The 18602-nt window shown below is 65.2% G+C and carries 17 protein-coding genes and 1 pseudogene; 11 read left to right on the top strand and 7 right to left on the bottom strand.

The window, feature by feature from the left end:
- Window positions 1-44: 44 nt before the first annotated feature.
- Genes LQ955_RS15115 through LQ955_RS15105 form a run of 3 tightly spaced genes read right to left on the bottom strand, consistent with a single transcriptional unit; the run spans window position 45 to window position 3741 of the window.
- A complete protein-coding gene (locus tag LQ955_RS15115; RefSeq protein ID WP_231025326.1) occupies window positions 45-1070 on the bottom strand; it encodes an ABC transporter permease in 1026 nt (341 codons plus the stop codon).
- A complete protein-coding gene (locus LQ955_RS15110; protein WP_231025325.1) occupies window positions 1067-2599 on the bottom strand; it encodes a sugar ABC transporter ATP-binding protein in 1533 nt (510 codons plus the stop codon). Before LQ955_RS15110 ends, LQ955_RS15115 begins: the two co-directional genes overlap by 4 nt.
- Window positions 2596-3741 carry a sugar ABC transporter substrate-binding protein gene (locus tag LQ955_RS15105; protein ID WP_231025324.1) on the bottom strand — a complete coding sequence of 382 codons (1146 nt, stop codon included), beginning with the start codon at window positions 3739-3741 and terminating at the stop codon, window positions 2596-2598. The genes LQ955_RS15110 and LQ955_RS15105 overlap by 4 nt, the downstream gene beginning before the upstream one ends.
- Window positions 3742-3987: 246 nt before the next feature.
- On the opposite strand from LQ955_RS15105, the gene LQ955_RS15100 reads away from it, so the two are divergent.
- From LQ955_RS15100 to LQ955_RS15060, 9 genes are all read left to right on the top strand, one after another.
- A complete protein-coding gene (locus LQ955_RS15100) occupies window positions 3988-4809 on the top strand; it encodes a mycofactocin-coupled SDR family oxidoreductase (protein ID WP_231025323.1) in 822 nt (273 codons plus the stop codon).
- Between the two features lie 180 nt (window positions 4810-4989).
- Entirely contained in the window at window positions 4990-6543 is a 1554-nt protein-coding gene (locus LQ955_RS15095; RefSeq protein ID WP_231025322.1) for an aldehyde dehydrogenase family protein, read from the top strand.
- Between the two features lie 263 nt (window positions 6544-6806).
- Window positions 6807-7361 carry a hypothetical protein gene (locus tag LQ955_RS15090; RefSeq protein WP_231025321.1) on the top strand — a complete coding sequence of 185 codons (555 nt, stop codon included), beginning with the start codon at window positions 6807-6809 and terminating at the stop codon, window positions 7359-7361.
- 48 nt (window positions 7362-7409) lie between these two features.
- A complete protein-coding gene (locus tag LQ955_RS15085) occupies window positions 7410-7886 on the top strand; it encodes a nuclear transport factor 2 family protein (RefSeq protein WP_231025320.1) in 477 nt (158 codons plus the stop codon).
- Window positions 7887-7897: 11 nt separating this feature from the next.
- Window positions 7898-9142 (top strand): cytochrome P450, encoded by a 1245-nt coding sequence (locus tag LQ955_RS15080; RefSeq protein WP_231025319.1) that lies wholly within the window; start codon window positions 7898-7900, stop codon window positions 9140-9142.
- A 1-nt stretch (window position 9143) separates the two neighbouring features.
- Complete coding sequence (locus tag LQ955_RS15075; RefSeq protein ID WP_231025318.1) at window positions 9144-9989, top strand: mesaconyl-C4 CoA hydratase; 846 nt, start codon at window positions 9144-9146, stop codon at window positions 9987-9989.
- 71 nt (window positions 9990-10060) lie between these two features.
- Window positions 10061-10825, top strand: a complete 765-nt coding sequence (locus LQ955_RS15070; protein WP_231025317.1) for an SDR family NAD(P)-dependent oxidoreductase — start codon at window positions 10061-10063, stop codon at window positions 10823-10825.
- 52 nt (window positions 10826-10877) lie between these two features.
- Window positions 10878-12074, top strand: a complete 1197-nt coding sequence (locus LQ955_RS15065) for an acetyl-CoA C-acetyltransferase (RefSeq protein WP_231025316.1) — start codon at window positions 10878-10880, stop codon at window positions 12072-12074.
- Window positions 12067-12879, top strand: a complete 813-nt coding sequence (locus LQ955_RS15060) for a crotonase/enoyl-CoA hydratase family protein (RefSeq protein WP_231025315.1) — start codon at window positions 12067-12069, stop codon at window positions 12877-12879. The genes LQ955_RS15065 and LQ955_RS15060 overlap by 8 nt, the downstream gene beginning before the upstream one ends.
- A 69-nt stretch (window positions 12880-12948) precedes the next feature.
- Here the strand turns inward: LQ955_RS15060 and LQ955_RS15055 are convergent, their stop codons facing one another.
- Window positions 12949-13764: an alpha/beta fold hydrolase gene (locus tag LQ955_RS15055; protein ID WP_231025314.1), complete on the bottom strand. Its 816-nt coding sequence runs from the start codon at window positions 13762-13764 to the stop codon at window positions 12949-12951.
- 68 nt (window positions 13765-13832) lie between these two features.
- Between LQ955_RS15055 and LQ955_RS15050 the strand changes: the two are divergent.
- Window positions 13833-14057 (top strand): annotated as a pseudogene (locus LQ955_RS15050) (SDR family NAD(P)-dependent oxidoreductase); the annotation flags it as partial.
- A 16-nt stretch (window positions 14058-14073) separates the two neighbouring features.
- On the opposite strand, the gene LQ955_RS15045 reads toward LQ955_RS15050, so the two are convergent.
- Together LQ955_RS15045 and LQ955_RS15040 are read right to left on the bottom strand one after the other, a co-directional pair.
- The gene (locus LQ955_RS15045; protein WP_231025313.1) at window positions 14074-15363 is read right to left on the bottom strand and encodes an MFS transporter; all 1290 of its coding nucleotides are present in this window, start codon (window positions 15361-15363) and stop codon (window positions 14074-14076) included.
- Window positions 15360-16469 carry an NAD-dependent epimerase/dehydratase family protein gene (locus tag LQ955_RS15040; RefSeq protein ID WP_231025312.1) on the bottom strand — a complete coding sequence of 370 codons (1110 nt, stop codon included), beginning with the start codon at window positions 16467-16469 and terminating at the stop codon, window positions 15360-15362. Before LQ955_RS15040 ends, LQ955_RS15045 begins: the two co-directional genes overlap by 4 nt.
- A 114-nt stretch (window positions 16470-16583) precedes the next feature.
- Between LQ955_RS15040 and LQ955_RS15035 the strand changes: the two genes are divergently transcribed.
- Window positions 16584-17462 (top strand): HpcH/HpaI aldolase/citrate lyase family protein, encoded by an 879-nt coding sequence (locus LQ955_RS15035; protein WP_231025311.1) that lies wholly within the window; start codon window positions 16584-16586, stop codon window positions 17460-17462.
- On the opposite strand, the gene LQ955_RS15030 is transcribed toward LQ955_RS15035, so the two are convergent.
- The gene (locus tag LQ955_RS15030) at window positions 17422-18420 is read right to left on the bottom strand and encodes a zinc-binding dehydrogenase (protein ID WP_231025310.1); all 999 of its coding nucleotides are present in this window, start codon (window positions 18418-18420) and stop codon (window positions 17422-17424) included. The genes LQ955_RS15035 and LQ955_RS15030 overlap by 41 nt on opposite strands.
- Window positions 18421-18602: the final 182 nt, after the last annotated feature.

Here is an 18602-nt window from a genome sequence, read left to right as displayed (position 1 = left end):
CGAGTGGCGTGCTCTTCCCCTTTTCCTGTGGCGGGAGCGTCGGGCTACTCTTTCTGGCGACTCGAACGTGCCGCCAAAGCGACCGCGACGATCAGCGCGATGCCATTGAACAGGCTGCTCAGGTAGTTCTCTGCGCCGAGCAGTTGCAGGCCTTTGACGCCGACCGCGAGCAGGTAGACCGCGACGATGGTGCCGAGCACGTTGACCCGCCCCGGCTTGATCTGCGTCGAGCCCAAGAAGGCAGCTGCAAAACCGGGCAGCAAGTACGACGGCCCGATCTCGGGGCTTGCGACACCGACCTTTGCCGCCAGAATCACTCCGGCGACCGAGGCGAGCAGGGCCGAGATCAGCAGCGACTGCACCACGAGGCGATCGGTGCGCACGCCGGCCAGTCGCGATGCGCGCGGATTGGCGCCGGTCGCGTAGAGAAAACGGCCGAACGAGGTGAACTCCAAGACGTACCAGAGCACGAGCGCGATGACGAGCAGGTACCACACGGGCAGTGGCACGCCGAGCAGTTGGTTGCGCCCGAGGGTGAGAAACGACGGCGCGATGCCCTCGACGATGGTTCGGCCGTCGGTGAGCCAGTAGGCGGCCGCGGCCAGAATGCTGCTCATGCCGAGCGTGGCAATGAACGAGTTCACCCGCAGCTTGACCACGACGAACGCATTCACGATGCCGATCACAAGCCCTGCCGCCACCGCGATCACGATCGAGGAGACGGGGTCGAAACCGTGAGCCTGGAGCCAGACGACAAAGGCGACCGTAGCCCCCAGCAGCGCGGCGACCGAGAGGTCGAACACGCCTGCCGCCAAGGGCACGATCAAGGCGAGAGCGACGATGGCCGTCACTGCTTGGTCGCCCGCCACACCGACGAAGGTCTGCCGTGTGGGAAAGGTGCTCGGCAACAAGATGCTGTAGATGATGATCAGCGCGACCAAGATGTAGATGCCGCTGAACCGGTCGAACCCGAACGAGAATCGGCGTTTTGTCGATTGCTCGGGAAGCGGGGTGGGCTGGGGAAGTGGACTCTGCGATTTCGGCGAGCTCACTGTCGTGTTCGATGTCATTTCGTCTTGGTTTTCTGCCGGTTGAGCGTGGATGCGGTTATTTGATCGGGGTTCAGCGGGCGGTGCAGTTCAGCACTCACCGACCCGCCGTTCATGACGAGAACTCGGTCACAGAGAGTGGCCAGTTCTTCGCTCACTGAGCTGCACACCAGTACGGCCATGCCGTCGTTCGCGGCATCGACGATGAGACGATGGATCGCGGCCTGCGCGCCGACGTCGACACCCTGGGTCGGTTCATCGAGCACCAGAACCGTGGGCTTTAATCGCAACGCCCTGGCGATCATGACCTTCTGCTGGTTGCCGCCCGACAGAAGACCGATCTCTTTCTCGGATTGCCGGGGGCGGATGTCGAACACCTCCATGAGGCGAGCAACATCTGCCTTCTCTGCTCGAGTGTTGATGCGGCCCGCCCGCAGGTACTGGCCCAGACCTGCGATGGTGAGGTTCTCACGAATCGTGTGCTGCGGAATGGTCGAGCTCGCTTGCCGATTGGCGTGCACCGCGACGACACCCGCGGAGATGGCCGCGTGCGGATCGCCAGACGGCAGCGCCGACGTGTTCACCGCGATGCGACCTTGGTGGTCGGCATCGCCCGAAACGAGCCGGGCCACGTCTTCGCGGCCGGAGCCGGTGATGCCGGCGATGCCGACGACCTCGCCTGCACGGAGCGTCATGGTGAAGTCGCTGACGGAACCCCCGGCCAGGTCGTCGATGCTCAAGACCGGATCCCCGACAGAGTCGACAAAGTCCAGTTCGAGCTCTTCGACACTTCGGCCGAGCATCATCTCGACGAGGCCGGTATGTGTCAGATTCTCGATGGGTTCGGTGGCGATTCTGCGCCCGTCGCGCAGCACGGTGACTTTCGAGGCCACCCGAAAGATCTCGTCGAAATGGTGCGAGATGAAGATGATCGCCAGCCCCGCGTCGCGGAGCTTGTACATCAACTCGAACAGCCGGTCTGCCTCTGGGCCGGGCAGGTTCACCGTCGGTTCGTCGAGAACAAGAAGCCGGGGCTGGTCGGACCCGGGTTTCACGGCCGTGGCTCGCGCAATGGCGATCGCGGTTCTCTCGCTCGGGGTCAGTTTCGACAGCGGCAGCCGCACGTCGATGTCGTATCCGAGAGCGCCCAGGGCGATCTGAGCGGCGCGATACTGCTTGCGCCAGCGAATGGGGCGACCGAGTTTTGTTCCGTAACCCACCCCCAACGCGAGGTTCTCGGCTGAGTCGAGTTCGGCGATCAGGCCGAGATCCTGGTGTACGAACCGCAGCCCGGCGTCGTGCGACGCGGCCGGGTCGCCAGCCTGAAGCGGCTGGCCCCCGACCGTGATGGTGGCACCGCTGTCGGGCGTGTATAGCCCAGAGAGCAACTTCACGAAGGTCGACTTGCCGGAGCCGTTCTCGCCGACGAGCGCATGGATCTCGCCGGGCGCGATCTCGACCGAGAAGTCAGCGAGGGCGCGGGAGCCGCCGAAGGTCTTCGTCAAGCCAGAGACGGCGAGAGCCGGCTCGACAGCGGTGCCGAGTGTCACTTCAAGCCCCACTGCTTCAGGTAATCGGCGTTGTACCCGTTGTAGCCGAGCCAGTAGCCATCAGAGCTGAACACGGCCGTGTTGATGTTGTCTTTGGTCAGCAGCTGGCTGACCAAAGGTGCGTTCGTCACGACGCCTGTGTCTTCGCCCAACAGGTTGCGAACAGCGATGTCGGCGAAGCGGTACGAGATCCACGGCGTGTTGTCTTGGAACCAGAAGTCACTGTCACCGGCCTTGAGCCTGGCATATTGCTCTGTTCCCGGGATACCCCCACCGAGCGTCACCTGGCTGGTGAGTCCGACGGCATCGAGCGCGGGCACGACGCCGGTCATCGCGTCACCGAAGCAGAAGATCACATAGTTGGTCTTCGGATCACGCTGAACCGCACTGACCACGTCGCCGGGCAGTTTGGTGCCGATGTCGCTGATCTGAAAGCTGTTCGAGGTGACCTCACAGCCCGGGCAGAGCTGCGTCATCCATTTCTGAAAGCTTTCGCCGTAGGCCTGATCGATGGGGAAGGTCGACGAAACGTACAGCTGAACGTGGTCGCTGCCGGTTCCGTGGGCGGCGATATACGAAGCAGTGGCCTTGGCCGACAGGTCTCGGGAGGCCGGGTCGCATACCACGCCGATGAGCACTGAGGTGGCGGGGTCGTTGATGCAGCTGGCAACTGCCTTGACGCCCATCTGGCCGGCCCGGGCGAGCTGGGCGCTGAACTGTGCGCTGCTGTAGCCCGAGTAGAACACGATGTCGGGCTTGGCGTCGAGGGCTTGATCGAACGCTGTCGCGGGGTCTTCAGCGCCATTGCCGATGGGCACGACGGTGTAGTTCCAGCCCAGGTCTTTCAGCGCGTGCTCCAGCTCTTGGTCTGTGCGCTGGTTGACCGCAGTGCTGTTTTCGAGAATCGCCGCGTTGATGCCGGTCGGCGCTGTGCCGGTGATCGGCGAGTTGTAGCCGATGCCGGTCGGCGATGCCTCGACCTGAGCGACGTACGCTGCCGCAGCTGCGGCATTCGGATTGCCGCCCGTGGCGGCAGAACTGCCGGCGTTCGCGGTGGTGTCGTCTCCTGAGCTGCAACCGGAGACCGCCATAACGGCGATCACGGCGGCGCTCACAAAGAGCCATTTGCTGTGAAGCTTCATTGCTTCCTACTTTCGAAGGGGAAAGGGTGATGTGGCCGTTCGCGAGCAGACCCGAAGGTCGTCATCGCGCAATCGGTAAGCGCGAAGCTACACCATGTTCACTAAATTTGTCTATCGATGCTTTCACGTTGAAATCAACCTGAAATAAATTAGTTTGCATGGTGTAGCGTTTCGTCACCGGCTGGATCACTGAAGACTCAGATTCGACCCAGTTCGCCTACCTCACGAAAGAGAGAGAACGACATCATGGGAAAACTTGACGGCAAAGTCGCCTTCATCACCGGCGCCGGGCGCGGCCAGGGCCGAAGCCACGCGATCCGTCTCGCGCAAGAGGGCGCCGACATCATCGCTGTCGACATCGCCGCGCCGATCGCATCGGTGCCCTACCCGCTCTCGACGCCGGAAGACCTGGCCGAGACCGTTCGCCTGGTCGAGGCCCTCGACCGACGCATCTACGCCCGGCAGGCGGATGTTCGCGATAAGCCCGCACTCAAGGCCGTCTATGAGGCGGGCGTCGCCGAGCTCGGCCCCGTCGACATCGTGCTGCCGAACGCCGGCATCATTCACCACGGCGTTAAAGACTTCTCACCCGAAGAGATCTTTCGCGACGTGATCGACGTGAACCTCGTCGGCGTGTGGAACACGATCAGCCTCATCGCTCCCGACATGGTCGCGCGCGATGCCGGCGGCGCCATCGTGCTCACGAGTTCGACCCAGGGGTCGTCGGGCCGAGGCGGAGACGGATCCCCGGCAGGGCTCGGTTACGCCGCCGCGAAACACGGCGTCGTGGGTCTGATGCGCACGTACGCCAACTGGCTCTCTCCTCACAACATTCGAGTGAATGCGGTGCACCCCACCGGTGTGGCAACGGGCATGATCTTGAACGACGCCCTCGGCCGGTGGATGGAAGAGAACCCCGCGGGAGTCGCCTCTGCCGCGAACCTCATGCCCATCGGCATGGTCGACCCGGTCGACATCAGCAACGCGATTCTCTTTCTCGTCAGCGACGATGGCCGCTACGTGACGGGTATCTCGCTTCCGGTCGACGCCGGATTCAGCGTGAAGTAACACGCTGTCGCGAGTTCTGACAAGAGCGCGTCCGGGTAGCTCCGGGCGCGCTCTTGCTGTTAATTCGACGAACTCGTTGACAGATTGGTTCACGTGGTAAAGGATGACTGGGACGGTCTCCGAGCGGAGGCCCGTCTCTTGGTAGAACACCCAGATCACGAGTGAGGGATTCACATGACAATGACGTCTGAAACAGCCGAGACCAGCCTCGACTCTCAGCAGATCAAGCATTACCCGCTGTTCATCGGCGGCCAGTGGGTAGACAGCGACGAACGCTACACGATCATCGACCCGGCAACGGGTGAACTGGTAGCCACCGCAGCGAAAGGCAATCGCGAGCACGCAGATGCCGCAGTGAAGGCCGCCAAAGAGTCGTTCGAGTCGGGCGTCTGGAAGAACCAGTCGCCGGCACAGCGCGCCGACGTGCTCGAGCGTTTCGCCTCGGCATGGGAAGCACGCATCGACGAACTCTCTGTGCTGACGACAAAGGAATCGGGCATCCCCGTGCGCTTGGGCGCCGTGTTCGGTGTCTACTCGCCGGTGGCAGACACCCGGCAGTTCGCAGCAGACCTGCGCCGCTTCGAGTGGGAACGCCCCGGGCCCGTCTTGGAGCCGATGCTCGCCGTGGGCATTCTGCGCCGCGAGCCGATCGGCGTCTGCCTCGGCATCGTGCCGTGGAACACTCCGACCGCGCTCGCGATCTGGAAGGCCATCCCGGCCCTGGCGGCCGGTAACTCCGTCGTGCTGAAGGTCGACGAGAAGACGCCGGTGACGGGACTGGAGCTGGCCAAGGCGCTCTCTGACGCCGGTCTTCCCGACGGCGTGTTCAATGTGGTGACGGGCGAGGGCAGAGATGTCGGCAGCTACCTCACCGAGCACAAAGACGTTTCACACGTTTCGTTCACGGGTTCGACGGCCACCGGCCGCACGGTGATGGCCGCCGCTGCCGCCCGCCTGAAGCCCGTCGTGCTCGAGCTCGGAGGCAAGGGCCCGAACATCATTCTCGAAGACGCTGATCTCGACGCGGCCGTCGATGGGTCGATCTGGGCGTTCATGATGCACTCCGGTCAGGCGTGCGAGTCGGGAACGCGGCTGCTGCTGCCGGAGTCGATTCACGACGAGTTCGTGAGCCGACTCATTGCCCGAGTCAAGACGATGCGACTGGGCGACACGCTCGACCCCCTGACCGACGTCGGCCCGTTGGTGAGCGATCACCAGCGCAAGCGCGTTCTGGCGTACATCGAATCGGGAAAAGCCGACGGCGCGCGCGTCGTCATCGGCGGCGGCGTTCCCGAAGGGGAGCAGTTCGCGAACGGCTACTATGTCGAGCCCACGATTTTCGTCGACGCGACCAACGACATGAAGATCGCGCGTGAAGAGATCTTCGGTCCGGTGCTGACGGTCATCAAGTACGACTCGCTCGAGCAGGCGATCGAGATCGCGAACGACACCGAGTACGGGCTCTCCGCAGGCATCTGGAGCGAAGACATCGAGAAGGCCCTGGCCGTCGCACGTCAGATCGAAGCCGGTTCCATCTGGATCAACGACTTTCACTGCGCGACATCGAAGTACCCTTTCGGCGGTTACAAGCAGAGCGGTGTCGGCCGCGAACTCGGCTCGTCTGCGATGAACGACTACACCGAAGAGAAGACGATTCTGCTCAGCGTCTCGACCCAGGGTTCGCGCCTTGCGAAGTATGGGCTGGTGCTCGGCACTCCTCGCGACGCGAGCTGAGCGTCTCTGCACGTGATGAACACAGTGTCGGCCCTGCCTCTGCGGCGGGCCGACACTGTCGTTCGGCGCCGCTGTCTGCGGTCGTCGCGCGGCCGTCGCGACTTCGCAGAAAAGGCCGCAAAACAACTGCCGATCCGGCTTGATTCAAATTAGTTCACATAGTAACGTATCTCAAGAAGGCGGCACTCGAACTCGAGAAGCCGCCCCCTACGAATCCGGTTCGAGGAACCCTTCGGGTTTCTCTCTAATGGAAGTATTCAAAGATGAATTTCGACGCAAGTCTCACCTACAAGAGCTACGAACCGCACATGCACAAGGCGCAGAACGAGCGTCAGCGCCGCCAGCTCGATGCGGTCGTTCTGCACGCCAAGGGTGAAGTCATCGCCGACCTCTCGCTGGTCATCCCGTCGCTCTGCGAAGACCCGCAGTACCACGAATTCGGCGTGTTCAACAATGTGCTCGGCGACACCGGGCCCAAGGGAATGAAGGCCGTCGTCGAGAACTACGAGCACATGGTCGAGAGCGGTTCGTATGTCATCGAATCGATCAAAGACCGCCTGATGATCTCCGACGACGAGATCATGTCTGACGGCTCGTACCGCCAGATTCTCACCGCCGCCGTCGCCAAAGAGCTCGGCTTTGTCGACGCAGACGACGACAGCAGCCGCCACTACATGCTGGCCGGCCGCACGGTGGTCTTCTGGAAGTTCAACGACGAGGGCAAGGCGCTCGGCGAAGACCGCTATGTTGTGGATGCCCACATCGAACCGCTGCCGGCCGAAGACCTGCCCGCCGACTACCCCGACCGCCTGCGCTGATCTGACGCGCCTGCTACGCACCACCGCTTAATACAAGGGAGTATGAAGATGACCACCACGACCGCACAGAAGTCTCTCGAGCAGCGCATCGACGAGATCGAAAGCCGCACCGAGTTGAGCGCACTGGTGGCGGCGTATTGCGAGGGCGTCGATCGCCAGAACGTCGAGAAATTCATGACGCTCTGGCACGACGACGCCTCGTACCTGATTCCGGGCGGCCGAGGTGACTTCTTCAACACCGAGGGAATCCGGCAGTCGCTCGTGGTCATCGACGCCGCGTGGAAGACGACGAACCACTGGACCACCAACCACGTCGTCGAGTTCACCTCGCCCGACACCGCCACCGGGCGCAGTGACTGCTTCGCCATCTGCGAGCACCACGACGGCAAGGTCAGCTTCGTCGCTGCCACGTACGACGACGAGTACGAGCGCCGCGCCGACGGTAAGTGGCGTTTCTTCAAGCGCCACGTCACGCGCTGGTTCGTCAGCGCCGGCGAAGACATCCAGCTTCTGCCAGCGTTCTGAATCGAGAGATCATGTCTACGATCACTGCATCGAACGTTCCTCTTCTTCTCTCGCCAGAGGGATCGGCCGATCCGTACGCCGTCTACCGCGCGCTGCGCGCCGACGACCCCGTGCACTACGACGAGAGCACCGAGTCGTTCTTGATCACTCGTCACGCCGACGTCGCTGCGGCGTATCGCAACCCGGTCTTCACCTCGCGAAACTACGAGTGGCAGCTCGAGCCGGTGTTCGGCCGCAGCCTGCTGCAGCTCGAAGGTCGTGAGCACGCCCGCAAGCGTGCGCTGGTGAGCCCGAACTTCAAGGGCGAGGGCCTTGAGAGCTGGATGCCCCTGATCAGAGGCAACGTCAGGCAGATTCTCGACGGCGGTGTACAGAACACCGTCGACGGGCTGATCGAGACCATGGAACCGGGCAAAGAGGTCGACCTTCTCGAAGACTTCGCGCACCACCTGCCGGTCTCGGTGATCATGGCGATGCTCGACCTGCCGAAAGAAGACGAGAGCAAATTTCTCGGCTGGTACGGGCACATGATCGCCTTCTTGGCCAACCTCACGAAAGACCCCGAGGTGCACAGCAACGGTATTCAGGCTCGGGTCGAGCTGCGCGAATACCTCGACCCGATCATCCAGCAACGCCGGGCGAACCCCGGTACCGACCTCATTTCTACCCTGGCCACGGCAGAGGTCGAAGGCGAAAGACTCTCTGACGAAGAGGTGAAGACGCACGCCACGCAACTGCTCAACGCGGGCGCCGAGACGACCGACAAGACTTTCGGCAGCATCTTTCGGCACATTCTGACCGATCGGTCGTTCTTCGAGGCGGTTCGGGATGACCGTTCCCTCGTGACTCCGGTGATCAGTGAGACGCTTCGAGTCACGCCGCCGTCGCAGATGAATGGCCGTGTCGTCTCAGAAGATGTCGAAGTTCAGGGAGTCGCCATTCCGGCGGGCTCGTTGGTGCACCTCGTGATGGCGTCGGCGAACCGCGACGAGCGTCGCTTCGAACACGCAGAGACGTTCGATCCGTACCGCACCGACTTCAAGCACGATAAGGCGTTCAGCGGTTCGGGCGAGCACTTCGCGTTCGGCTTCGGCGTGCACGCCTGCGTCGGAGCGATGCTGGCGAAGAACGAGCTCGAGATCGGCGTGAACGCGCTGCTCGACCGTTTTCCTGACATGCGCCTTGCCGACGGTTTTGTGCCGGTCGAAGAGGGTGTCAAGATGCGGGCCCCCCAAGAGCTGCGAGTCGTGCTCTGAGATGACCTCGGGAGTTGTGACGCACACGGGGGTGCTGCAGGTACAACCGGCCGTCGCGCTCGGGGCGCTTCTCGGTGTTGAACTCGGCGATGTCCGCGAGGGCCTGCCGCCGATGTGGCACGCCATCTACCTCCTTGATCGGTGGCGCAGAGACGAACTCGGTGTCGACGGGCATCCGTTGCACGGAATGCCCGAGCCGCCGAAGACGCCCCACTCGCGCATGTTCGCCGGGGGCCGCACCCAGCACGTGCGCCCGTTGGCGTTCGGCGTGGAGACGACCAAGACGAGCCGGGTGGTGAAGACCGTCGAGAAGGTCGGCTCGTCGGGCCCGCTGACCTTCGTGACCGTGCGCCACGAATTCGCGCAGAACGGTGAACTCGTCGTGAGCGAGGAGCACGACATCGTCTATCGGCCGCTGTCGGCCGCGCCGACGAATGCCCGGGCAGGAGTGCCACGAGTCGCGCGCGATGAGCCGGCAGCCCCCGCCCCGGCGCTGCTCTCGGAGGAGCTTCGGTTCGCGGCCGACCCCGTCGCGCTGTTCCTGTTCTCGATGTACACGTCGAATTCGCATCGCATCCACTACGACGAGGCGTTTGCGAAGTCGGAGGGGCATGCGGGGCTCGTGATCCATGGGCCGCTGCAGATTCTGCTCATGGCGGCGGCTCTGGGCGCTCGCGGCACCGAACTGATCGGCCACGAGTTCGCGTACCGGCTGCTCAAGCCGGCGACCGGCGCACAGATCTTGACCGTCGGCGAACCGACCGATGACGATGGTAACGCGAGCGTACGGGTCGTCGATGATTGCGGTACGTTCGTGGCTCGCGGTGACGTCACCGCAGTGAACTGACGCCACCGCACTCACACTCGACTGACGTCACAGCACTAACGACGTCACAGCACTAACGAAACGGAGAAATCATGCAGATCTCGGGAATCACTGCGCTGGTGACAGGCGCTGCATCGGGGTTGGGCGCGGCGACCGCCGCGGCACTCGCAGCAGAGGGTGCGTCGGTGATCGGGCTCGACCTGCCCAGCGCAGTGGAGGCACATGCGGGCAAGAACCGTGCGGGCATCCGGTTGGTCGGCGCCGACGTCACCAGCGAAGAAGCGGTTCTCGCGGCGCTGTCGACCATCGGTGCCACCGATCCGCCACTTCGGCTTGCGGTGAATTGTGCGGGAATCGCGCCGGCTCGGCGCATCATTTCGTCGAAGGGCGCCCACGAGCTCGGTCTGTTCGAGAAGACCATCTCTATCAATCTCGTCGGCACGTTCAATGTTCTTCGGCTCGCGGCGGAGGTCATCGCCCGTGCCGAACCCGACGAAGACGGCCAGCGTGGCCTGATCGTGAATACGGCGTCGATCGCCGGCTACGAGGGCCAGATCGGCCAGATCGCGTATGCGGCCTCGAAGGGCGGCGTGATCGCCATGACCCTCCCGGCCGCGCGTGACCTGGCCCGGTACGGCATCCGGGTCAATACGATCGCACCCGGAATCGTCGACACTCCTCTGCTGGCCGCGCTCGGCGAAGAGGTCAACGCCTCCCTTGCCGCCGGAGTGCCCTTTCCGCATCGCCTCGCCCGGCCGGAGGAATACGCGAAGCTCGTGCTGATGATCGCCCAGCACGACTACATCAACGGCGAGACGATTCGGCTCGACGGCGCCTTGCGCATGGCCCCGCAGTGAGCACCGATCGGCCCACGGTTTCGCGAAGGATCGAAGTGAAAGAGGTACAACAATGAGTTCCGTCATCGTGGCGGGGGCGCGCACCCCCATCGGAAAGCTGCTCGGCGGCCTCTCGTCGTTCGACGCCGCCGACCTCGGCGGAATCGCCATCACGGCCGCTCTCGAACGCGCCGCGGTTCCCGCCTCCGCCGTCGAGTACGTCATCATGGGCCAAGTGCTCACCGCCGGGGCCGGTCAGTTGCCGGCGCGGCAGGCCGCACAAAAGGGCGGGGTGAGCATGTCGGTGCCCTCGACCACAGTGAGCAAGGTGTGTCTGTCGGGCATCCAGGCCGTCATCATGGCCGACCAATTCATTCGCACGGGTGACTTCGAGGTGATCGTCGCAGGGGGTCAAGAGTCGATGACACGCGCGCCGCATCTTCTGAAAGGGTCGCGCACGGGCACCAAGTTCGGCGAGATCACGATGGTCGACCACATGGCGATCGACGGGCTCGAAGACTCGTTCACCGATGAGGCGATGGGCCTGCTCACTGAGCGGGTCAACGACGACGATCCGGTGAGCCGAGAATCGCAAGACGCCTTCTCGGCCGCCTCGCATCAGCGCGCAGCCGCTGCCTGGCAGAACGGGTTGTTCGACGACGAGGTCGTGCCGGTGTCGGTGCCGCAGCGCAAGGGCGATGCGATTCTCGTCAGCCGCGACGAAAGCATTCGGCCCGAGACGACCGTCAGCACGCTCGGTACTCTGCGCCCGGCGTTTCGGCCGAACGGCACCATCACGGCCGGAAATGCGTCGCCCATCTCCGACGGCGCTTGTGCCCTTATCATCATGGACAAAGACGCGGCCGAGGCCCAGGGAATCGCCTGGCTGGCGGAGATCGGCTCGCACGGAATGGTCGCCGGCCCCGATTCGAGTCTGCAGTCGCAGCCGGCGAACGCCATCGCTCTCGCCTGCACGAGAGAGGGCATCGACCCGTCAGATCTCGACCTCATCGAGATCAACGAGGCGTTCGCCGCGGTCGCACTCGCGTCGTCGGCGCAGCTTGGAATCGATCTCGACCGGGTGAATGTCAACGGCGGAGCGATCGCGATCGGGCATCCGATCGGAATGTCGGGTGCCCGCATTCTGCTCACATTGGCGCTCGAGCTGAAGCGGCGCGGCGGAGGAGTCGGCGCGGCCGCACTCTGCGGCGGTGGGGGCCAAGGGGATGCCCTGATCATCCGTGTGCCGAAGGAGAAGGCGAATGACTGACCAGGCCGGTGAATCGGGGGTGTTGCTCGACGGAGTCGTTCGAGCCGAACGCCGCGGGCACGTTTTGCTGATCACGCTGAACCGGCCCGAGGCGCGTAATGCGGTGAACTACGAGCTCGCGGCGGCGCTCGGTGCCGCTGTCGAGCTGCTGAACGAGAACGACGACCTGCGGGTGGGCGTGATCACCGGCGCGGGCAAAGCGTTCTGCGCCGGTCAAGACCTGAAGGCCCTCGGTGCGGGTGAGGGCTTGATTCCGCCCGAGCACGCCGAGTGGGGGTTCGCCGGATTCGTGCGGCACTTCTCGGCCAAACCGATCATCGCCGCGGTGCACGGGTTCGCGCTCGGCGGTGGGCTCGAGATCGCGCTGGCCTGCGATCTGGTGGTCGCCGAAGAGGGCGCCAGGCTCGGCCTGCCCGAGGTCACGCGAGGGCTGTTCGCCGCGGGTGGCGGTGTGCCGCGTATTGCGCAGCAGATTCCGCAGAAGGTCGCGCTGCGTATGCTGCTCACGGGCCAGCCGGTCTCGGCGGAGGTCGCCGAGAGGTGGGGGCTCGTGAACGAGGTCGCGCCGGTCGGCACTCACGTCGACGTTGCGCTCGCGCTGGCCGAGGTGATGGCGGCGAATGCGCCGCTGGCCGTTCAGGCGACGAAACGCCTCGTCTACGAGGGGGCGAATCAGTCGGCCTGGCGCGACGAGCCGTGGGTCGACATCGATCAGACGGTGGCTGAGATCTTCGCTTCGGCAGACGCGGTGGAAGGTGCGCAGGCCTTTGTCGAGAAGCGGCCGCCGGTCTGGCAGGCGCGCTGAGGCGGCCTGCACACTGGCCTGGCTCGACCGCCAGCTCGCTCGCGTCTAGCCCGGCCCTCGTAAGCCGGCTCAGAGCGCGTGGCGGCCCAGCCAGCTACGCAGCACGCGTAAGAACTCCGCCGGCTCTTCGACGCTCGGCAGGTGGGCCGAGTGCGCGAAGTGGGCGGCCTCGGCCTGAGGCAGAGTCTGCACGAGGGCGCGGGCGATGATGTTCATGCGCGATACATCGAAGTCGCCCACAGTCACCAGAACCGGTGCCGCGAGGGTCTCGAGCCGGCTGTAGGCCGAGGGTTCCAGCGGCAGGGCGGTGAGCCGTTCGGCTGCTCGCTCGAGGTTCGGGCGATCGAGCTCGGCGACGAGCGCGATGAAGCCGGGGTCGAGTTCTTCGGCGCGGCGGTCGAGGCCGAAGGCCCAGAGCCGACGCTCCGCCTCCTTCGCTGCCGCTGTGTCGTCTGCCGCTTTGAGGGCGGCGATCTGTTCGAAGCACGCGAGCTCTTCTGGGGTGAATGTGGTCGCCGGGAACCCCTCGATGCCCGACCCGATCGTGACGACCCCGGCTACCCGATTGGGATGCTCGAGGGCAGTATTGACCGCGATCATGCCGCCCCTCGACGCGCCGATGAGCGTCGCCGAGGCGATGCCGAGGTGGTCGAGCAGCGCGATCGTGTCGTCGTGCTCACGATAGGGATTCTCGTCGCTCGTGGTGCGGCCGTAGCCGCGCGAGTCGAACCGCAGCACGAAGTGGTCGGCTGCCAGGTCGTCGACCTGGGCATCCCACATGCGAAGCGTCGCAACGCCCGCGTGCAGCAGCACGAGCGCCGGGTTCTCGCGTTCTCCGCTGCTCTCGTAGTAGATCTCGCCGCCGTTGGTCTTCAGAAAGGGCATATGACCAGCCTACAGATATTAGTTAGCTAGGTGTAGTATCTCAACGGACGAAAGCAGGGTTAGCCCGAATGACACGACTGTTGATCACTGGCGCCGCGAGTGGCGTCGGGCGTGCGACCGCGCTGCTGGCCGCACGCGAACCCGCCCCGCGCCTCGTACTCGTCGACCGCAACGCGGATGCCCTGGCCGACGTAGCTCGCCAGGCGAGCGATCTCGGCGCCGACGTTTCGGTGTTCACCGCCGACCTGGCCGACCCGAACGACTGCGTCGCAGCGGTCGCGACGGCACGCCAGCAGCTCGGCGGCCGCATCAGTCGAGCAGCTCGGGTGGCGGTTGCGGCGGCCGCGGTTGGGGAGGTCGCGGCGTCCGCGGCGGCTGAGAGGGGCGCGTGTCGGTGTGCCGCGGCACGAACACGCGCAGCGCAACCGCTGCCCCCAGCCCGACCGAACCGATGACCACGATGCCGGCGGCGAGCGAGGTCGTGACGGCGATCAGTGACAGCACGGCGGGGCCGGCCGCGAACCCCGAATCGCTGAGTACTCGCCAGATGCCGATGAAACGCAGGCGCCCGATGAGCGGAGCCACGTCGGCGCCGAGCGTCATGATGGTGCCTGCGCCGATTCCGCTGCCGATGCTCATAACGATGGCGACCACGGTGAGCGAGAGGGGGCCCACCGTGAAGGGAACGGCGACGATCGCGGCACCGAGCACGATCATCCAGGGCAGAGCCACGGCGAGCCGGCCGAACCGATCGGCGACCTTGCCGGCGGGGTAGAAGAGCACGATCTCCACGGCGCCGGCGGTGCCGAAGATAAGGCTCGTTTCTGCCGGCCCGATGCCGAGGTGTTCGGCCCAGAGCGGCACGACGGTCTGCCGCGCGGCCAGCACTGCGCCGCAGCCGATCATGGTCGCTCCCAGGGTGGAGAAGACGAGGCGGTGCTCGAACAGCACGGCCCGGGTCGACTTGTCTGCACGCACGGCGGCGGTATGGCTCGGCGGCTCGAGGTCTGCGATCGAGAGCAGCAGTACCGCCGCCGCTATGGTCGCCCCGATGGCCACGAGGTACGCACTGGAGAGACCGAAGGTTCCCACGAAGAGCGCCCCGATGAACGGCCCGATGAAGAGCCCGATGCGGTGCGAACCGCCCAGCGTCGACATGGCCCTGGCCCGGTGTGCCACGGCGACGACATCGGCCAGATACGACTGCCGGGCGAGGTAGAACGTGGCGGTCGCCATGCCGGAGATCAACAGCGCCAGAGCGAAGAGGGCGATGGAGGGGCTGAAGAAGCAGCCGAGCAGCGCCACGGTCTCAAGAGACGCGGCGACCACCATCGCCCGCCGATCACCGATGCGCTCGGCCAGCCACGACGCCGGAATGTCGCCGAGAACCCGCCCGATTCCCAAGAATCCCACGACGAGTGCGGCCAGCGCCGGCGAGGCACCGAGCCCGACGGCCGTGAGTGCCACGATCGGGGCGATCGCGCCATTGCCGATCTCGTAGATCATCGCGGGCAGAAAGACCGAGGGGGTCAGCTGGCGCAGTATCGGACCGAGCGGTCGGGGCGTGTCGGGTGAGACCGCCGCGCCGGGCTCGGTCATCTCCCGGCAGAAAGCGGGTGGATGCCCGGCAGCACTCGCTGCGCGATCAGCGACTCGAGCGCGTTGCGGTACACGGCCTCGGTGTCGCGTACCTCGCCGAAGCCGGCCTGTTTCACCGCGACAGTGCTCACGAGAGAAGGGGGTGGCTGGGTCTCGACCCCGAAGCCGAAGGTGTAGTCGGCATACAGGTGCGACTTGCCGACCACGTCGAGAATCGACAGTGGTTGAAGGTCGTAGCGCCGCACGATGCGGTTCCACGTCTCGGCGTGTTCGGGCAGAAAGCGGCCAAGACTCACGGGGCTGGGCTCTGCCGCCTCTATGCCGAACACCTCGGCGAACGAGGGCCAGAGCTCTTGCCACGAGAACACTTCGCCGTTGGTGAGGTTGAAGTGCTGGCCCCGTGCGGTGGGCGCATCGGCTGCCCAGCGAATCGCCTGCGCGACGAGTTCGACGTCGACCGACTGCCGAACGGGGTTGATGTTGCCACCCGGAAAGCCGAACGGCAGCCCCTCCTCGCGGCAGATCGCGGCGTAGGCGCCGATCACCGGAGGGGTGCTGTAGGCCACGCCGTAGGCGGGTCCGACCACTTGCACCGGCCGAAAGATCGTGTAGCCGAATCCGTTCTGGGCGGCCGAACTCTTCAGAAGGTCTTCTTGCAGCCAGTAGAAATTGGCGTGGTCGTCACGTGCATACCGCTCTCGCGCGGGAATCGGGATGGCATGCAGGTGCACCCCGTACGCCTTCGTTCCCTGCATGGTAGTGACATGCTCGAGGCTTCCGGCGGCGGTGAGCGGCCCGAGCACGTTCTGCAGCATGAGCAGATTCGTCTGCATCTGCTCGGGATCCGACCATCCGGCAACCAGACCGGGCTTCTCGAAGGCGGCGGCGTAGACGAGGTGCGATACCGGCGCCAGACCCTTCAGAGCCTCGGCGGTTGCGGTCGAATCGAGCAGATCGAGCGGGAGGTGGATGTACGGGGTCTGGGCCGGCACGTTGGGCCGTCGACGTGAGACGGCGGTGACGTGCCAGCCGTTGTCGGCGAATTCCCGAACAGCAGCACTGCCGATGAGCCCGCTGGCTCCGACCACCACGACAGATCGACCCACTGCTGTTCACCTCTTCGTCTGCACTGCGCACCCCTGTCGAATGCGCAGAAGCACTCCCCGATGAGTGCTCGCTCTGTAATCTAATGAAAATAGTTAGCTATGTATAGTAGTTACGTGAAGCACTCCTTCCACGTGCATCCTCGCGATGCTGTGACCTTCTTGTTCGTACCGGGCGATCGGCCCGACCGCTTCGTCAAGGCCGCGTCTGCGGGTGCCGACGCGGTGATCGTCGATCTCGAAGACGCCGTCGCCCCGGCGAACGCCGATGCTGCTTTGGCGAACACGGTGTCGACCCTCTCGGCTCGGCCTGCACACGAGCAGGCCGACATCGTGGCACTGGTGCGCGTGCATCCGTCGGGCTCGCCGCTCTTCGAAGCCCAGATCACCGCGCTGCTCTCCCTGACGATGCTCACGGGTCACGGCCTGAGCGGGCTCATGGTCGCCAAGGCCGAAGACCCCGTTGCGCTGCACGATCTGCGCCGGCGACTGCCGGTCGAACTCGCCCTCATCGCGCTGATCGAGAGTGCGCGCGGGGTGGCCGCCGCCGAGCAGATCGCGGCGATTCCCGGGCTGACTCGGCTGGCCTTCGGTGCCCTCGACTTCGCGCTCGATGTGGGGGCGGAGCCCGACTCCTCTGTGCTCGATCACGCGCGCGACCGCCTCGTGCTGGCCGGCCGGCTGGGCGACGGGTCTGCTCCCGTCGAGTCTCCGTCGACAGAGATCACCGACGGCGAGAAGGTGCGCACCGCTGCGGCACGCGCCCGGCGAAATGGATTCGGGGGCATGCTCGCGATCCATCCGGCCCAGCTCGAGCCGATTGCGGCGGGCTTCGCGCCCACCGTCGACCAGGTCGCCTGGGCGACCGAGGTGCTCGCCGCAGAAGGTGGGGCGGCTCAGGTGCGGGGTCAACTCGTCGATCGCCCCGTCACCGAGCGGGCGAAGGGCATCCTGCTCAGGCAGGCTGCGGCGGATGCACGACAAGCCGGCCACTGACCTCGCCCCTGCTCAGCCTGTCGTAGCCGGCGTTGAGGTCGTCGAACGGTATGACCTCGATCTCGGGGGTCAGGTTCGCGCGGCCGAGTTCATCGAGTACGGCCACAAAATCCGCCGTGTTCTGCGACCCGAGTGAGCCGATCAGCGACTTGCGGCCGAGCACGAGGGCACGCGGGTCGATCGTGAGGCTGGTGTCGCCCAGGCCGACGAGCACCACGCGTCCGTTCTCGTTCACCGCTTCGACCGCGGCGGCAGTGGTCTCGCCGCCGACGAAGTCGACGATGGCGTCGACACCGACTCCTCCCGCGTCGGTGAGTTCGTCGACACTCTCGAAGCAGTCGGTGGCCCCCGCTGCTCGAGCGGCGTCGCGGCGGGCTGCGCTGATGTCGACTCCGTACGCCCTGGCGCCGAGCAGAACCGCCGTTCTCAGCGCGCTCATGCCGAGGCCGCCGAGCCCGATGATGCCGACGTTCTCGCCCGACCGCACCCCGGCGGTTCGGCGCACGGCGGTGTATGCGGTCTTGATGGAGTCGGTGGCGACGGCCGCGGCATCGAAGTCGACGGCGTCGGGAATGGGCACCAGTTTGCCCCGCGGAATGAGGCAGTACGACGCGAAACCGCCGTCGAAGTGCATGCCCGGGGTGGTGCTCGGCCCGGCCCAGCCGCCCGCGGCCATCCGTGTGCCGAGGAGTGCGGCGTCGTCGCCGGATCCGACCTCGACAACGATGCCGGCCACCTCGTGCCCGAGAATCAGCGGGCGCTTGATCGCGTAGTCGGCTCCGCGCTTCGTGCTGAACTCGACACCGTGCATGACATGGATGTCGGTATGGCACAGCCCGGCCGCCCGCACCTCGAGCAGAACCCAGCCCGGCCGCACCACCGGCACCGCAACGTCGCCGATGGTCAGCCTCGTTGCGCCGGGCAGCAGGCGCGCGGCCCGCATCGTCCGCTTCAGCATTCTCGGCAACCCCTCCCTCCCTCTCCCTCTTTCTCTCCCACTCCCTCCCTCTCCCGTTCCGAACTAGTCAACCATGTTCAGCCGGTGCCGTAGCCTCTCGCAAGTCTCGATCCAGTTGGCGAAAAAGCCCCTTTCCGCGCGTCTTTGGGGGCTTTTTTGCAAAGTCGATCGTGCGGAAGCCA

Origin of the sequence: Subtercola endophyticus (assembly GCF_021044565.1) — a bacterium.
Lineage (GTDB): Bacteria > Actinomycetota > Actinomycetes > Actinomycetales > Microbacteriaceae > Subtercola > Subtercola endophyticus.
The sequence above is the reverse complement of the archived record's forward strand: the minus strand, read 5'-3'. Positions and strand labels throughout refer to the sequence as shown.

Coding starts and splice junctions, on each gene's coding strand:
- LQ955_RS15115 (WP_231025326.1), bottom strand. CDS start 1,070: ATGACATCGAACACGACAGTGAGCTCGCCGAAATCGCAGAGTCCACTT.
- LQ955_RS15105 (WP_231025324.1), bottom strand. CDS start 3,741: ATGAAGCTTCACAGCAAATGGCTCTTTGTGAGCGCCGCCGTGATCGCC.
- LQ955_RS15100 (WP_231025323.1), top strand. CDS start 3,988: ATGGGAAAACTTGACGGCAAAGTCGCCTTCATCACCGGCGCCGGGCGC.
- LQ955_RS15095 (WP_231025322.1), top strand. CDS start 4,990: ATGACGTCTGAAACAGCCGAGACCAGCCTCGACTCTCAGCAGATCAAG.
- LQ955_RS15090 (WP_231025321.1), top strand. CDS start 6,807: ATGAATTTCGACGCAAGTCTCACCTACAAGAGCTACGAACCGCACATG.
- LQ955_RS15085 (WP_231025320.1), top strand. CDS start 7,410: ATGACCACCACGACCGCACAGAAGTCTCTCGAGCAGCGCATCGACGAG.
- LQ955_RS15080 (WP_231025319.1), top strand. CDS start 7,898: ATGTCTACGATCACTGCATCGAACGTTCCTCTTCTTCTCTCGCCAGAG.
- LQ955_RS15075 (WP_231025318.1), top strand. CDS start 9,144: ATGACCTCGGGAGTTGTGACGCACACGGGGGTGCTGCAGGTACAACCG.
- LQ955_RS15070 (WP_231025317.1), top strand. CDS start 10,061: ATGCAGATCTCGGGAATCACTGCGCTGGTGACAGGCGCTGCATCGGGG.
- LQ955_RS15065 (WP_231025316.1), top strand. CDS start 10,878: ATGAGTTCCGTCATCGTGGCGGGGGCGCGCACCCCCATCGGAAAGCTG.
- LQ955_RS15060 (WP_231025315.1), top strand. CDS start 12,067: ATGACTGACCAGGCCGGTGAATCGGGGGTGTTGCTCGACGGAGTCGTT.
- LQ955_RS15055 (WP_231025314.1), bottom strand. CDS start 13,764: ATGCCCTTTCTGAAGACCAACGGCGGCGAGATCTACTACGAGAGCAGC.
- LQ955_RS15045 (WP_231025313.1), bottom strand. CDS start 15,363: ATGACCGAGCCCGGCGCGGCGGTCTCACCCGACACGCCCCGACCGCTC.
- LQ955_RS15030 (WP_231025310.1), bottom strand. CDS start 18,420: ATGCTGAAGCGGACGATGCGGGCCGCGCGCCTGCTGCCCGGCGCAACG.